The 13,974-nt window shown below is 56.4% G+C and carries 11 protein-coding genes and 1 tRNA gene; 5 read left to right on the top strand and 7 right to left on the bottom strand.

Annotation, left to right across the window (positions count from 1 at the left end; all coding sequences use genetic code 11):
- Positions 1-8 precede the first annotated feature (8 nt).
- The 3 genes from cydD to ACTLLP_RS07910 all read left to right on the top strand — a co-directional run bounded on the left by cydD (position 9) and on the right by ACTLLP_RS07910 (position 3,910).
- Positions 9-1,757 (top strand): thiol reductant ABC exporter subunit CydD, encoded by a 1,749-nt coding sequence (gene cydD / locus ACTLLP_RS07920; protein ID WP_441058654.1) that lies wholly within the window; start codon positions 9-11, stop codon positions 1,755-1,757.
- Positions 1,735-3,453, top strand: a complete 1,719-nt coding sequence (cydC, locus tag ACTLLP_RS07915) for a thiol reductant ABC exporter subunit CydC (RefSeq protein ID WP_441058652.1) — start codon at positions 1,735-1,737, stop codon at positions 3,451-3,453. The genes cydD and cydC overlap by 23 nt, the downstream gene beginning before the upstream one ends.
- 196 nt (positions 3,454-3,649) lie before the next feature.
- Positions 3,650-3,910 (top strand): DUF3796 domain-containing protein, encoded by a 261-nt coding sequence (locus ACTLLP_RS07910; protein ID WP_441058650.1) that lies wholly within the window; start codon positions 3,650-3,652, stop codon positions 3,908-3,910.
- A 19-nt stretch (positions 3,911-3,929) separates the two neighbouring features.
- Here the strand turns inward: ACTLLP_RS07910 and ACTLLP_RS07905 are convergent, their stop codons facing one another.
- From ACTLLP_RS07905 to ACTLLP_RS07885, 5 genes are all read right to left on the bottom strand, one after another.
- The gene (locus ACTLLP_RS07905; protein WP_441058648.1) at positions 3,930-5,879 is read right to left on the bottom strand and encodes an NADH-ubiquinone oxidoreductase-F iron-sulfur binding region domain-containing protein; all 1,950 of its coding nucleotides are present in this window, start codon (positions 5,877-5,879) and stop codon (positions 3,930-3,932) included.
- Positions 5,880-5,892: 13 nt separating this feature from the next.
- Complete coding sequence (gene nuoE, locus ACTLLP_RS07900) at positions 5,893-6,348, bottom strand: NADH-quinone oxidoreductase subunit NuoE (protein WP_441058646.1); 456 nt, start codon at positions 6,346-6,348, stop codon at positions 5,893-5,895.
- A complete protein-coding gene (locus tag ACTLLP_RS07895) occupies positions 6,321-6,929 on the bottom strand; it encodes a 5-formyltetrahydrofolate cyclo-ligase (protein WP_441058644.1) in 609 nt (202 codons plus the stop codon). Before ACTLLP_RS07895 ends, nuoE begins: the two co-directional genes overlap by 28 nt.
- 87 nt (positions 6,930-7,016) lie before the next feature.
- Positions 7,017-7,538: a PaaI family thioesterase gene (locus ACTLLP_RS07890; RefSeq protein WP_441058642.1), complete on the bottom strand. Its 522-nt coding sequence runs from the start codon at positions 7,536-7,538 to the stop codon at positions 7,017-7,019.
- Positions 7,539-8,025: 487 nt separating this feature from the next.
- The gene (locus ACTLLP_RS07885; protein WP_441058640.1) at positions 8,026-9,474 is read right to left on the bottom strand and encodes an ISLre2 family transposase; all 1,449 of its coding nucleotides are present in this window, start codon (positions 9,472-9,474) and stop codon (positions 8,026-8,028) included.
- Positions 9,475-9,536: 62 nt separating this feature from the next.
- Here ACTLLP_RS07885 and ACTLLP_RS07880 point away from each other — a divergent pair, with 62 nt between their 5' ends.
- Both ACTLLP_RS07880 and ACTLLP_RS07875 read left to right on the top strand, forming a co-directional pair.
- On the top strand, positions 9,537-10,934 hold the full coding sequence (locus tag ACTLLP_RS07880) for an ISLre2 family transposase (RefSeq protein WP_441058638.1): 1,398 nt from the start codon (positions 9,537-9,539) through the stop codon (positions 10,932-10,934).
- 121 nt (positions 10,935-11,055) lie between these two features.
- Positions 11,056-11,140 (top strand) — tRNA-Leu (locus tag ACTLLP_RS07875).
- 546 nt (positions 11,141-11,686) lie between these two features.
- On the opposite strand, the gene ACTLLP_RS07870 is transcribed toward ACTLLP_RS07875, so the two are convergent.
- Entirely contained in the window at positions 11,687-12,310 is a 624-nt protein-coding gene (locus ACTLLP_RS07870; protein WP_441058636.1) for a manganese efflux pump, read from the bottom strand.
- A 199-nt stretch (positions 12,311-12,509) separates the two neighbouring features.
- A complete protein-coding gene (locus tag ACTLLP_RS07865; protein WP_441061720.1) occupies positions 12,510-13,943 on the bottom strand; it encodes an ISLre2 family transposase in 1,434 nt (477 codons plus the stop codon).
- Positions 13,944-13,974 lie beyond the last annotated feature (31 nt).

The following is a 13,974-nucleotide window of genomic DNA, read 5'->3' as shown; positions in this document are numbered from 1 at the left end:
GGTGGATCATGGTCGACCGTGAGCTTTTGCGATTAACTTCCACGGGGCTCAAATTTTACTGGTGGGGGAGTGCTATCCTAGGGTTGCTGGCCGGCCTGCTCGCTGCTGGGCAGGCCGGCTGCCTCGCCAATGTGGTGCAGTTGGTTTATTTGCAGGGAAGAACCGTGGAAGAGTCGTTGTCCTGGCTGATCCTCCTGCTGCTGGTCTTCGCTCTCCGCCTGCTGACGCATTGGTTACGAGAATTGCTGGCCCTTCGCTCGGCTCTGCGGGTAGAGGAGGAGCTCCGGGGTGTTTTGTGGAATAAGTTGGTGGAGTTGGGCCCCCTAGCCGATCTGGAAACCCGGGCCGGGGAAAAAGTGGGTCTTTTCATGGACAAGGTGGAAGCGGTGTCGGCCTACCTGCACCGTTATCTTCCCCTGCTGGTGACGGCGGGTACGGTAGCTTTGGTCCTCTGGCTGGTGGCTCTTCTCACTTTACCAGTTACCGCTGCCATCTTAATCGTATCCACCGTGGCTGCGGTGGTTCTGCTCATCCTGATTGGAAAATGGGGCGACGGTCGAGCACAGGCTCGCTGGGAGCAATTGGGACGGCTCAACGATTATCTTCTAGATCTCTTGCAGGGATTGGTCACTCTAAAGGCCTTCGGCCGCAGCCGGGAGCACGGCTATAAACTCTGGCTGGTGGGGAGCCGTTTCCGGGAGACCACTATGGAGGTGTTGCGGGTTACCTTTCTTTCAGCGCTGGTGCTGGAGCTCCTCACCACTCTGGGTACGGCCATGGTGGCGGTCACGGTTAGCCTGCGGCTGCTGGTGGGAGAGATGCCTTTTTTCCCGGCCTTTTTCCTGCTCCTTTTGGCGCCGGAATATTATTTTTCCCTGCGGCAGCTGAGTGGACGCTACCACGTTCGCCTGGCCGGGGTGGCGGCGGCGCGAGAGATCACCGCTTATCTCAGCCTCAGGCCACCGATCTCGCTACCTTCCTCCCCCCGCCCAGTGCCCGGAGCTCCCTTCACTGTCACGCTCGAAGAGGTTTCTTATGCTTACCGGGAACAAGGCCAACCAGTGCTCCGGGGAGTGAACTTGAAATTGGAGCCGGGCGAAAGAGTGGCCTTGCTAGGGCCCACCGGAGCCGGCAAGAGCACGCTGGCCTATCTGCTCCTGCGGTTTATCGATCCCACCCAGGGAGAAATTCGGGTGAACGGAGTGCCACTAAAAGACCTGGTGCCAGGAGAGTGGCGTCTCAGGGTGAGTTTTCTTCCTCAGCAGCCGCGCCTGTGGCCGGGTACGGTGTTGGATAACTTAGCTTCGACGGAACCCATCCCGGACAAGCGACTGCAAGAAGCTATACGCTTGCTGGAACTAGAAGAAACTATTGCCGCTTTACCCCAGGGGTACGCTACCCGGGTGGGGGAAGGAGGGTGGGGGCTGAGTGGGGGGCAGGTGCAGCGTATCGCCCTGGCCCGAGCTCTGCTCAAACCGTCGGCTCTGCTCTTGCTGGACGAGCCTACCACGGCTTTGGATCGCGAGGGCGAATTGGCTTTTTTCCGGGCGCTCAGGGCTTTAGCCCGCGACCGCGCCGTGCTGCTCATAACCCACCATCTGAACATTCTGGATCAAGTGGATCGGGTCTTGTTACTGCAAGAGGGGACTCTGGTGGAGGCGGGGCGACCGGAGGAATTGAATCGCAATCCGGGGGTGCTCCGCGAGTTTCTTCAGGCCTACAGGGGGAATCCTTATGCTACTGGAGCGAAGCTTTAAGGACCAGTGGGGCCGCTATTTACCCGAACTGGCCTTGGCCGCTTTTTTAGGCTTGCTGGCGGTGGCCAGCAATGTGGGGCTTATCGGCACGGCCACTTGGCTTATCGTTACCGCAGCCTTGCATCCCCCTTTCGGGGAGCTCCTGCTGGCTACGGTGGCGGTGCGGTTCTTCGGGGTTACCCGGGCTATTTTCCGCTACGCGGAGCGCTGTTTGGCCCACGACGCCACCTTTCGCTGGTCAACCTGGCTACGCTCCTGGTTTTACCAGGAACTGGAGCCTAGAGTTCCATCTGCCTTCCAAGGGCGTTCCAGCGCTCGTTTGTTAAGTTCTTTGGTCAATGACATTCAGGCTCTGGAAAACCTTTACCTCCGGGTGCTGGCTCCCACCGGTGTGGCGATGGGAATGGGGCTAGCTCTGGTGATCTTTCTGGCTTTTTATGCCCACTTGCTGGCGGAGCTCTTTCTAGCAGTGTCTCTGCTGCTGGGGGTGGTTTGGCCCCTTTGCTTCCAGCGCCTGACGCGGCAACAAGGGGCTGAAGAGGCTTGGTCGCGCCAGGGGCTCAGCACTGCTCTGGTAGAAGCGGCGGAGGGGCTGCGCGAAATTCTCGCTTTTAATCTGGCAGAGCGGGTGGGGAAGGAATTAACCGTTTGGAGGCAACGTTTTGCCCGGGCGCGTTACCGGCGGGGAGCGTTAGAGGCAGGGGCCGAGGCTCTGAGCGACTTCGGAGCTCGGCTGGCGCTGGTGCTTCTATTGGTAGCTGCTGCTTACCTGCTGCGCCGGGGTCGACTGGACGGGGCGCTGTTTGCTGTTTTGCCCCTGATGGTCTTCACGGCTATGGAGGCGTGGGGACCCTTGTTACTTTTGCCCCGTTACCGTCAGGAGTGTCGGGAAGCCAAGGAGCGATTGTTAGGGGCCCTCAGCGTGGCTACTCCCCCTGCGGTTGTGACGGACTGCCGCCCGGAGGACCTAACGCTGAGGGCCCAAGGGCTGCGTTTCCGCTATCATCCTCAGGGCCCATGGGTGTTGGATGGGGTGGAGCTAACTTTACCACCCGGACGGCGGTTGGCGCTGGTAGGGCCCAGCGGAGCTGGAAAAAGCACTTTGCTCAACTTGCTATTGCGCTTCTGGGATTACCAAGATGGGCACATCTATCTAGGGCACTGCGAACTGAAAACTATGGACCCGGAGGCGGTGCGGGGCTATCTGGCTGCGGTGCCCCAGGAGGTGTACTTTTTCAACGCCACTGTGATCGAAAATTTACTCTTGGCCCGCCCGGGCATGGCCAGGGAGGAAGTCGAGGAGTGGGCCCGCAAGTTAGGGGTGCACCAGGATATTCTCGCTCTGCCTCAGGGATACGAAACCCCTATCGGCGATCGAGGCTTTATGCTTTCCGGGGGCGAAAGGCAGCGCCTGGCCCTGCTGCGCGCTCTGCTCAAAGGAGCTCCTATCCTGCTGTTAGACGAACCTACCACGGGGCTGGACCCCATCGCTGCCCGGAACCTTTTTTATCGTTGGCTGGAAAGCACTAGAGAAAAATCCCTGCTGCTCATCACTCATCGCCCCCTTGCTCTGGAGCTCATGGACGAGATCGTGGTATTGGATCGGGGAAGGGTGGTGGATCGGGGAAAGCATTGCGAATTGCTGCATCGATGTTCGATTTATCGGCATCTCTGGGAACGGCATGGGCTAGCTTGAGGTTGGAGAACAACCACTAGCGCACAGGTTGACCTCCTTGGTTGGGGAAGGCTGTTGGTTAAGTTGCGGTGCCGTTTGCTTAGCCAAGCAAAACACCTATTCGCCAGGTGAGGTTTTTATTGCAGAGAAATGGATTAAACGGTATAGTTTAGTTGAGCGGCCAAAACATTGCTCGGGCCGGTCGGGAGGTACGCCGATGAGTGGGCAGCAACGGTACCTAGGTTTTTTGGGATTTCTAGGATTTCTCGGTTTCATGGGTTATAATGCTTACTCCACGCATAATCCTTATCAGCTATTCTATTTTTGTTACTTCGCCTTCTTCGCCTATTTTGGTAACTTTTGTTCGGAAGATACTCGACGCCGCTTGCGCTGGTTGTGGGGCCTGTGGGCCTGGGGCGCTTGCGGGGTAGGCGCTCTGATAGGCATTTTGGGCGTGTTGGGCATCATCAAAGTCTAAGGGTTTGAGTTTATCTTGCCTAAACTCGCTGCACCGCGTGGAAACGACAGATTTCCGCGCAACGGCCGCACTTAACGCAGACCTCTTCATCTATGCGGTGCGGCTGCTTCTTTTCCCCCTTGATTGCCTTAACCGGGCAGACGTAAGCGCAAGCGCCGCAACCCACGCATTTATCCGGCTGAATAACGAATCGCCGCAGGGATACGCATTCGCCCGCCGGGCAGCGCTTTTCCACCACGTGCTGGAGATATTCGCTCCGGAAAAATCTCAAGGTGGTTAGCACCGGGTTAGGAGCCGAAGTGCCCAAGCCGCAAAAAGCGGTGGATTTCACTACTTGTCCCAGGAACTCTAAGAGGGAGAGATCGCTGGGGCTACCTTCTCCCTTGGTTATGCGCTCCAGAATACTGAGCATTTGCTTGGTGCCTTCCCGGCAAGGAGTGCATTTGCCGCAGGATTCTCGCTCGGTAAAGCTTAGAAAAAAGCGGGCGGTATTGACCATGCAATTATCTTCGTCCATCACAACCACACTTCCCGATCCCATCATTGCTCCTGCTCCGGTTAGGGATTCGTAATCTATGGGTAGATGGAGCATATCCTCGGGGATGCACCCTCCCGAGGGACCGCCTATCTGCAGAGCTTTGAAGGCTTTATTGCCTTTGATGCCTCCACCAATGTCGAAGATGAGTTCTCTCAAAGTGGTGCCCATGGGCACCTCCACCAATCCGGTGTGCTTGACTTTCCCGCTCAAGGCGAAGATCTTGGTTCCCTTGCTCCCTCTGGTTCCGATGCTGGAGTACCACTGGCTGCCGTGATTAATAATTAAGGGTATGTTGGCGAAGGTTTCCACATTGTTTAGGACAGTGGGTTGGCCGAACAGCCCTTTTTCCGTGGAGCGAGGGATCTTGATGCGGGGAATACCGCGGTTTCCTTCGATAGAGGCCATCAGGGCGGTGGACTCGCCGCATACGAAAGCTCCTGCTCCTTCACTGATGTGGAGGTGGAAAGAAAACCCTGAGCCGAGAATATTGTTTCCTAGCAGGCCCACCGCGTAAGCTTGCTGGATGGCTAGCCGCAGGCGCTTAACCGCCAGGGGGTATTCAGCGCGGACGTAGATGTAACCCTCGTCAGAACCGATAGCGTAGCCGCAGAGGATCATTCCTTCGATGACGGCGTGCGGGTCACCCTCCAATAGGGCCCGATCCATGAAAGCGCCAGGATCACCTTCGTCGGCGTTGCATACCACATAGCGCTTGTTGCTGGGTACCCTGCTGGCCGATTCCCATTTTTTACCGGTAGGGAAGCCGGCGCCGCCGCGGCCCCGCAAACCGGACTTTTTGATCTCCTCGATGACTTCTCCTGGAGTAAGCGACCTCAGGGCGGTGGTGAGCGCTCGATAGCCACCGGTAGCCACGTACTCGGCTACCTCCTCTGGGTTAATGCGGCCGCAACGCTTCAGCACCGTGCGTTGCTGCTTCCGATAAAAGGGCACCTGGGAGATGGTAGGGTAAACTTGGCCCTCCTCGCTGCGGAGCAAGCATCGTTCTACCGGCTTACCGTCCCGGAGATGTTCCTCGACTATGGCGGTCACGTCCTCTGGGCGTAGGCGAGAATAAAGGATTTCTTCCGGCAGCACCAGGGCCAGCGGCCCTTCCTCGCAAAGCCCCATGCACCCCACTGTGGTAATTAGGACCCGGTCTTCCAGTCCACTAGCTTGCACCGCCTGCTCTAAGAGCTCCGCCAGGGAGAAGGAACCGGCGGCGCCGCAGGTTAGCCCGCCACAAACCAGCACGCGTTTGCGTGGGCTACCCGGGGGAGGGAAATGGATCTGCAACCATTGGCGGCGTTGCTCTTGGCAATCGGGGTCATCGTGGCAGAGGGGGCCATCACGGCGGCATAGTATGTAGTCTTGGCAAGGGGTTTGGGGGGAATGGGTGCAGCGCGAGCAGCATCTATCCATCAGCGACCGCACGTTTTTCCCCTCCTTAATCTCGGTACTGGGTGAGGAGCGCCAAGGCTTTGTCCGCATCGAGGCGACCGTGTAAGTCCTCGTCTATCATCATTATTGGTGCCATGCTGCAAGCTCCCACGCAGGAGACCACCTCCAGGGTGAAGCGCCCATCAGTAGTGGTTTCACCAGCTTCTATTCCGAGTTCCCGGCGGAGTTGGTGGAAGATTTGTTCCGAGCCGCGCACGTGGCAGGCGGTTCCTAGGCAGACGCAAACGGTATGTTTCCCCCGCGGTTGGAGGCGGAACTGGGCGTAAAAAGTGGCCACGCCGTATATTTTGCTAAGCGGTACCCGGAGTTCTTGGGATATGACACGCAAAGCCGGCTCGGGCAGATAACCGTAATGCCGCTGCAGGGCCAAAAGGGCGGCTATCAATTTTTCCGGTTGGCCCCGGTAGTTACGCACTACCTCTTCGAGGACGGTTGTTCCCATTTTCCCACCTCATCGAAATAATAAATGCGGCTGGGGGTGATGAGCAGGTGGAGGCGCTGGTCGTGTTCTTCCGCTTCTATGGCTTCTAACACCTGGAAGTCGTACGCCAGCCCCACGCGAAGAGCCGGGGAGCGGGCCAAAAAACGGTCGTAGCAACCCCAACCGTATCCTACGCGATACCCTCTGCGGTCAAAGGCAAGCCCTGGCACCGTGACCAGGTCGATCTCCTCCGGGGGGACGGAAGGGCGATCGGGACGGGGTTCGGGTATGCCGATCGGTCCCGGTGCCAGGTCGTCGGGGTAAGTGGTTATCAAGCGAGCTAACAGTTCCCTTTCCTGGTGGAGCACTGCCGGCAGGGCCACCCGCTTGTTTTCGTGCAGAGAATGCAGGATCATTGCTGCCGTGGGCACCTCTTGTCTAAAAGCGTAGTAGAACAGCAGGGTCCGCGCTTCCCGATAGGCAGGGAGGGCCAGCAAGAGCTCGGCCACTATTTCTCCCGCCCTGATCACTTCCGCGCGATCCAGTGCCAGTCTCCGGCGTAAAAGCTCCTGGCGCAACTCGGTCTTACTAGTTTTCTTCATGGTTTAACCTTAGTCTCCACTAGAGGATGTAGTCAAAAAGCGGGCGGTTAATGGCTGAAATTTAAGGCTGGGAGGTGGTGAGCTGGTTCACTCGGAAGGGTTCGCAGCTTCTGAAGGGGTAGAGGCTGGTTTCGGCGTCATCATGGTGGGAGGGATCAGCACCAGCACCGCTTCCCCGCGAGCGGTTAAGAGTTCACCAGCGTACATGGAGCTGTGGACGATCACTTTACGGGCACCGATGCTCACGATCTCGCCGTAGACCACCAGCGTTTCGCTTATGGGGGTCGGCTTGAGGAAATCAATCTTTAAGGAAGCGGTTACAAAACGGGGCACCGGGGCGGCGTCGCCCAGCTCGTGACCCTGGTGGCGATAATAGGCCAGAGTTGCCGAACCGGTGCTGTGGCAATCGATCAGAGAGGCTATCAACCCTCCGTAAACGAAGCCAGGGACGCCCATATGTTCCGCGCGGGGTCGATATTCGGTTCGGGTTCTATTACCGTCCCAGCGGGTGCGGAAGCTAAGACCGAGCGGGTTATTGCGACCGCAGCCGTAGCAATAGGTTAGTTCGTCGGGGTAAAAGTCTTGGACGTATTTGGGTTGGTCAGACATGGCTTTCTCCCTTCCTTTGGATAAATTTAGCGTTGGAGAAAAGTTGCTTTTCTCTAGTATAGCATTCGGCTGCCGGGATGCTAGCGAGTGTACAGTAACCGCGGCTGAACTGCTTACACGCCCTGGTCTCGCCGTTGGGCACCATCTGGTCGCTCACAGCTGTTTGGGCTCCTGTCTTTACGAAGAAATTCCTGGCCATCAAGCTCTAATGCGCCTCCAGGTTATGTTAGTGTAAAGTTACTGTAGGAATTTTGCAGGAGCTAAGGAAGGGGAGAAAGAAGAGAGACCTCACCGTCCTTGCAACGGACGAGTAGTTGCTTAAACAACCACTCAGGAGGGTGAGGTCTCTATGCAGATTATAAAGCAGATTTGGGAGAAGTTCCAGAGGGTAGCGGAGCTAGTGCGCGTCAAGAGTTAGTAGGTGGTTCGGGAGAAAACTTCTCTTCATGGAAACCTCGCCGCCAGGATAGTCCCGGTACCTGCGCCATTAAGGGATCAAACTACTGAGGCTAGGCCGGCTTAGTTCCCGCAACACATGCTTCACCCATGGAGCTCCGGCAGAGGGTCCTCTCAATGCCGGCAACCCCGCTTTAAGCCAACTCCCCGCCTCCTCTATCTTCCGCTTTACCTCCAACCGCACCGCCTGAGCCAAATGTTCTTGCTTGGCCAGCAGTACCGGCCAACGAGAAGTGTGCCTCCCGAGCACCCCGTTGGCTCGAGCAGCCAAAACCCGCGCCATCCTGTCTGCTCCTGCCTCCGTCCAGCTGGCTCCCAACCGCTTCATCCGCCGCGCCACGTTGTGCTGTACCTGCCCCTCTATGGCCCCCAGATGCTCCGCAGCAGAAGAGGTAACTATCCCCGACCAGTTCTCCTTGAGATACTGCCAGAGCTTCTCTATTCTCCTCCTCTTAGCCCCGCGAACTCTCCTCGCTGCTCCTCCCATAATCTCTTCTACCTTCTCCCGGTCCCCCAGATAAATGGCCTGCCTGATCCCACTATAGGCCTCCTCATCGTGCCAAAAAGCCTCTATAAGCCGCCGGTTCAAATGGTAAGGGTCCAAAACGTGCACTGCCCCGGGGAAGTAATCTACCCCCTGCTTGGCCCACTCCGCCCCGTCACTCCCAAGGTATATCTCCTTCACCTGACCCATGTCCCACCGGCTCGCTACCCCAGAGTAAACTTCCTCCCACATCCTCTCCCCTTCGCCTACACCGCTCGTTACCAGCTTGTCCTTTAAAGCCTTCCGGCCACCCCCAATCGCTTCTTTGCCTGTGTAAGCTACGAAGAGTTTGACCTCTTTCCTTTTCTCTTCGCTCCTTTGAAGCCTTACTACCATCCCGTCGGCCTCTATGTAAAGCCTGGAGGTCTTCTCTTTACCTTCGGGTGTCTCTCCCTTCTCAAAAACGGCTTCTCTCCTGGACTCTCCCTCCTGCCTGAGTGCTTCTCCTGCTTCCTGCACGGCCTGCCACACCGCCATGGCGCTTATCCCAGGGACAAAATAACCGAGAATTTCCGCTGCCCGCCTGAAGGGTACTTCGCTCCCAAGCTTCACCGCCATCTCCTTCAAACGCGGCGTGCATCTAGACCTCTCCGGCCAGCCCAGAACCTCGTCAAGAAGAAACCTGGCTTCTCCCGTCTTTTTGTTTCTGTAAAGCCGCCTTTTTACTTTGAATTCCCCAAAGCTGCTAACTACGGTTCTTTCCCGAAAGCCTATCACTTTCCAGGTGCGCTTGTCCCGGGCGTTCACGAGCCAGGTGTCTATTTCCTCGAGGGCCCAGGCGAAGATCTTCACGCAAGCTTCTTGAGAGAGCTTGTACACTTCTTCTTCGAGCTTGTAGAAGTCGCGGCATTCGGTAATTAGTTTGCTAACTTTCTCCCCCAGAAGAAGGATTATGTCCGCAAGAGGTTGAATGTCTGAGATAGGTTGACTGTGCATGAGACCTCGCTCCTCCTTTCAGTCCATGAAAATTGTCCGTGAGGGGCGAGGTCTTCTCCTTCATGAGTCTCCTCCGTCACCTACTGAAATTGTACGCCCTCGCGGAGCTAACGTTGAAGGTTCTGGAGGAAGGGACCGACTTTTTAAGCTTCGAGGAGAAGCTCTGGCAGGAGCTTAATAACCTGGGACAGGAGGTTTTGAGGGAAGTTTTAGAGGCGAAAGACGCCTATCTTCGGGAGCACCGGGAAAAGCGGCCCGGCTGGCGGGTAGAGCGGCGAAACGATCCCAAAGAAGTACTTACCCTTTTCGGTCTGGTCAACTATAAGCGAACCTATTACCGGCACAAAGAGACTGGGGAGCGGGTGCACCTGATAGATCGGTTGGTAGGTTACGGGCCGCACGCACGGGTTGATCCTCTGGTTAAAGCACAAGCCTTAGAAGAAGCGGTAGATCTTTCCTACCGGAAGAGTGGCGAGAGGGTAGGGAGAGGCAATCGGGAGGTTGTGCTAAGCGGCGAAGCGGTGAAGAAGGTGATTCACAACTTTACACTGGAAGAACTGCCCGAGCCGCCTGGGGAGAAGCGCCGGGGGAAGGTTCTTTATGTGGAGGCGGATGAAGACCACGTAGCAGGTCAGGACGGGAAGAAGTACTTACCCCGGCTGGTTTACATCCACGAGGGGAAAGAGAAGGTGGGGAAAGACAGATACAGACTCAAGCGGCCTTATTACTTGGGAGGGCTTTACTCAGATACGGATGAGCTGTGGTTCGAGGTGTTGAGCTACATCGAGGAGCAGTACGAATTATCTTCTGTGGAGCGGATTTACCTCTGCGGTGACGGAGACAGGTGGATAAAGAAAGGGCTGGAGTTTCTACCGAGGAGCGTCTTTGTCTTAGATCTTTTTCACCTGGACAAGTACCTGGTGGCTGCTTTGGGGCGTGATAGTGATGGTTATAGAGAGATTTGGGCGGCCTTATGGGAGGGTGATGAGGTAAAGGTACAGGCGATTTTGCGGCGGGCGGGCAAAGCTGCGGCGAGTCCTGCGCGGAAGGAAGCGGTACGGGATTGCCGACGTTACATCCGGCGGAACTGGGAGGGGATAATGGCCTACCGGCTTTATCCCGGGGCGGAGTTGGGGGTAAGTGCGGAGGCGCACGTAAGTCATCTCTTCTCGGCACGGTTATCATCCCGACCGATGGCCTGGAGTGCTCGTGGGGTAGACCGGATGGCCCGGTTGCGGGTGGCGAAGGCGAATGGTGTTTCCTTGCGGGAGCAATATGTAGCCCGACGGAAGGAGGGCTTAAGGGCTTTAGAGATCGATAAGGCAGCTGTCGAGGAAGAGAGGCAGAGGCTAAGGAAAATATCGGGTGAGGTGTTCGATAATCTTCCCGCTCTACGGGGTCCGGTAACGTCATTAACCAGAGCCCTCAAAGCTTTGAGCCGGAACATCGATCTTCTTTAGTAGTTCGTCCTGGTCCGGGGACAGTGGGGCTCGAGACTCCTACAGTAGGTTGACACGATCGCCATTTCCACGCTACTTGGCACTTTCGCCTCCTTGTGCTAGAATAACTCTGAAAGCCAATGCGGGCGTGGCGGAATGGCAGACGCGCCAGACTTAGGATCTGGTGGGTAAATCCCGTGGAGGTTCAAGTCCTCTCGCCCGCACCAAATCTAGAATTCAGGCGTTCAGGTGGGTTTTAGGTGATTTTTCCAGGAGCCTACCGGAAAAGCTGAATCCGGTGAGCTAAAAGGTTTCCCACCTTCATCACCGTTCTCGCTACCCCCCACAGAACATGGCGTAACAAAATGTTCACTATGTAGGGACTTCGGACAATAGAAATGCAATAGGCCCCCACCAGATCCCTTTGCCTTTTCGGCCTCTACTCCGAGAAAGAAGGAGGATCTTAAGCGCGCGAAAGATGAGCCGCGACTCGGGCCACGCGCAGGTGACGGTGATCCGCGCATCCTAACCCGCCAAATTGCGCTCTTCAACGCTTAAAGCAAAAAACCGGTAGATTTTTAGAAGCGACCGTTCCGGAGTGACGGGATCTGTCCCTGACTGTTTCCACCGCTCTGCAAAGGCGTGCGATCTTTCAAGTTTTCAAAGCCAGTTTGCCCCTGTCCTCCCAGTTCTCCCACTCGAGCTCTAGCTTAAGAACAGGTCGTTCGCCCTGGTTTGAACTCAGATTGCCGCCGGCGCTCTTGGCCCCGAAGCTACATGAAAATTACCTTCAGCGCCAGGGCCAAAAGGATAAAACCGCTAAGGAAAGTACCAAACTGCCCCACGGAAAAAGACCCGATCTGCACTCTGGCCAGCCTAAAGCCTAGATTAGATCCACTCCACACTGAAGCGAAGCTCCCCACCCCCATAAACGAAGCCACTAACCAGGGAGAAAAGCCAACCAGCCCAGCGCTCACGCTGCAAACCAGGGCGTTAGCCGAAAGAGCTATTCCTAAAATAACCGCCTCCCACCAATCTATACTCCCAGAGGCATTTAGGTCGGCTGCTTCGGGACGGAAGAGTATGGCCCACGGGCTAGAGGGAGGTGAATCCGAAGCGAGCTCTCGCCGCTTCCGCGGCCACGCTACCAGGGCCACGCGCAGGCCGATAAGACCCAAAATAAGCGCCGCCAGCACGTCGGCCCAGCGCCCAGGGAAAAGTCGAGCCAAAGTCTGCCCCACCGTCATACCCACCACGCTAAAAATAAAGGCCACCGCCGCGATTATGCTGTTGGCCGGCAATCCTACCCTTACCCGCCGCACCCCATAGGAAATTCCCACACCGAAATTATCCAGACTGGCTGATAATACTAAACCCGCTAGCAAAAGCCACTCCATTCAGACTGCGTACCTTTCCTTTCTCTTAACATTAATTTAACAGTTATTCCATATTATTCATTCATATTTTAATTAAATAAACGCTTCCCTGTAAAGAAAAAAATAACCTGGAGTGCGCGTCAAGAGTTAGTAGGTGGTTCGGGAGAAAACTTCTCTTCATGGAAACCTCGCCGCCAAGATAGTCCCGGTACCTGCACCATTAAGGGATCAAACTACTGAGGCTAGGCCGGCTTAGTTCCCGCAACACATGCTTCACCCATGGAGCTCCGGCAGAGGGTTCTCTCAATGCCGGCAACCCAGCTTTATGCCAACTCCCCGCCTCCTCTATCTTCCGCTTTACCTCCAACCGCACCGCCTGAGCCAAATGTTCTTGCCTGGCCAGCAGTACCGGCCAACGAGAAGTGTGCCTCCCGAGCACCCCGTTGGCTCGAGCAGCCAAAACCCGCGCCATCCTGTCTGCTCCTGCCTCCGTCCAGCTGGCTCCCAACCGCTTCATCCGCCGCGCCACGTTGTGCTGTACCTGCCCCTCTATGGCCCCCAGATGCTCCGCAGCAGAAGAGGTAACTATCCCCGACCAGTTCTCCTTGAGATACTGCCAGAGCTTCTCTATTCTCCTCCTCTTAGCCCCGCGAACTCTCCTCGCTGCTCCTCCCATAATCTCTTCTACCTTCTCCCGGTCCCCCAGATAAATGGCCTGCCTGATCCCACTATAGGCCTCCTCATCGTGCCAAAAAGCCTCTATAAGCCGCCGGTTCAAATGGTAAGGGTCCAAAACGTGCACTGCCCCGGGGAAGTAATCTACCCCCTGCTTGGCCCACTCCGCCCCGTCGCTCCCAAGGTATATTTCCTTCACCTGACCCATGTCCCACCGGCTCGCTACCCCAGAGTAAACTTCCTCCCACATCCTCTCCCCTTCGCCTACACCGCTCGTTACTAGCTTGTCCTTTAAAGCCTTCCGGCCACCTCCAATCGCTTCTTTGCCTGTGTAAGCTACGAAGAGTTTGACCTCTTTCCTTTTCTCTCCGCTCCTTTGAAGCCTTACCACCACCCCGTCGGCCTCTATGTAAAGCCTGGAGGTCTTCTCTTTACCTCCGGGTGTCTCTCCCTTCTCAAAAACGGCTTCTCTCCTGGACTCTCCTTCCTGCCTGAGTGCTTCTCCTGCTTCCTGCACGGCCTGCCACACCGCCATGGCGCTTATCCCCGGAACAAGATAGCCTAGAATTTCTGCCGCTCGCCTGAAGGGTACTTCGCTCCCAAGCTTCACCGCCATCTCTTTCAAGCGCGGTGTGCACCGGGATCTCTCCGACCAGCCCAAGGCCTGGTCAAGAAGAAACTTGGCTTCCCCCGTTTGCTTGTTCCGGTAAAGCCGCCTCTTTACTTTGAGCTCTCCAAAGCTGGTGACTAAGGTCCTTTCCCTGAACCCCACTACTTCCCAAACTCGCTTGTCCCTCGCGTTCATGAGGTGGGTGTCTATCTCTTGCAGAACCCAGGCGAAAATTCCGAGGGACATTTCTAAAGACCGCCTCTGCACTTCCTTCTCGAGTTGGTAAAAGTCGCGGCAACCGGTGATCAATTCGCTGATTTTTTCTCCAAAAAGAAGGATCTGGTCCACCAGAGGTTGAATATTTGAAATGGTTTGCATCGGACCTCGCTCCTCCTCGCTC

The sequence above is a fragment of the Desulfothermobacter acidiphilus genome, from assembly GCF_052073645.1.
Lineage (GTDB): Bacteria > Bacillota > Desulfotomaculia > Desulfotomaculales > Ammonificaceae > Desulfothermobacter > Desulfothermobacter acidiphilus.
The sequence above is the reverse complement of the archived record's forward strand: the minus strand, read 5'-3'. Positions and strand labels throughout refer to the sequence as shown.

Coding starts and splice junctions, on each gene's coding strand:
- cydD (WP_441058654.1), top strand. CDS start 9: ATGGTCGACCGTGAGCTTTTGCGATTAACTTCCACGGGGCTCAAATTT.
- cydC (WP_441058652.1), top strand. CDS start 1,735: ATGCTACTGGAGCGAAGCTTTAAGGACCAGTGGGGCCGCTATTTACCC.
- ACTLLP_RS07910 (WP_441058650.1), top strand. CDS start 3,650: ATGAGTGGGCAGCAACGGTACCTAGGTTTTTTGGGATTTCTAGGATTT.
- nuoE (WP_441058646.1), bottom strand. CDS start 6,348: ATGGGAACAACCGTCCTCGAAGAGGTAGTGCGTAACTACCGGGGCCAA.
- ACTLLP_RS07895 (WP_441058644.1), bottom strand. CDS start 6,929: ATGAAGAAAACTAGTAAGACCGAGTTGCGCCAGGAGCTTTTACGCCGG.
- ACTLLP_RS07890 (WP_441058642.1), bottom strand. CDS start 7,538: ATGTCTGACCAACCCAAATACGTCCAAGACTTTTACCCCGACGAACTA.
- ACTLLP_RS07885 (WP_441058640.1), bottom strand. CDS start 9,474: ATGCACAGTCAACCTATCTCAGACATTCAACCTCTTGCGGACATAATC.
- ACTLLP_RS07880 (WP_441058638.1), top strand. CDS start 9,537: ATGAGTCTCCTCCGTCACCTACTGAAATTGTACGCCCTCGCGGAGCTA.
- ACTLLP_RS07870 (WP_441058636.1), bottom strand. CDS start 12,310: ATGGAGTGGCTTTTGCTAGCGGGTTTAGTATTATCAGCCAGTCTGGAT.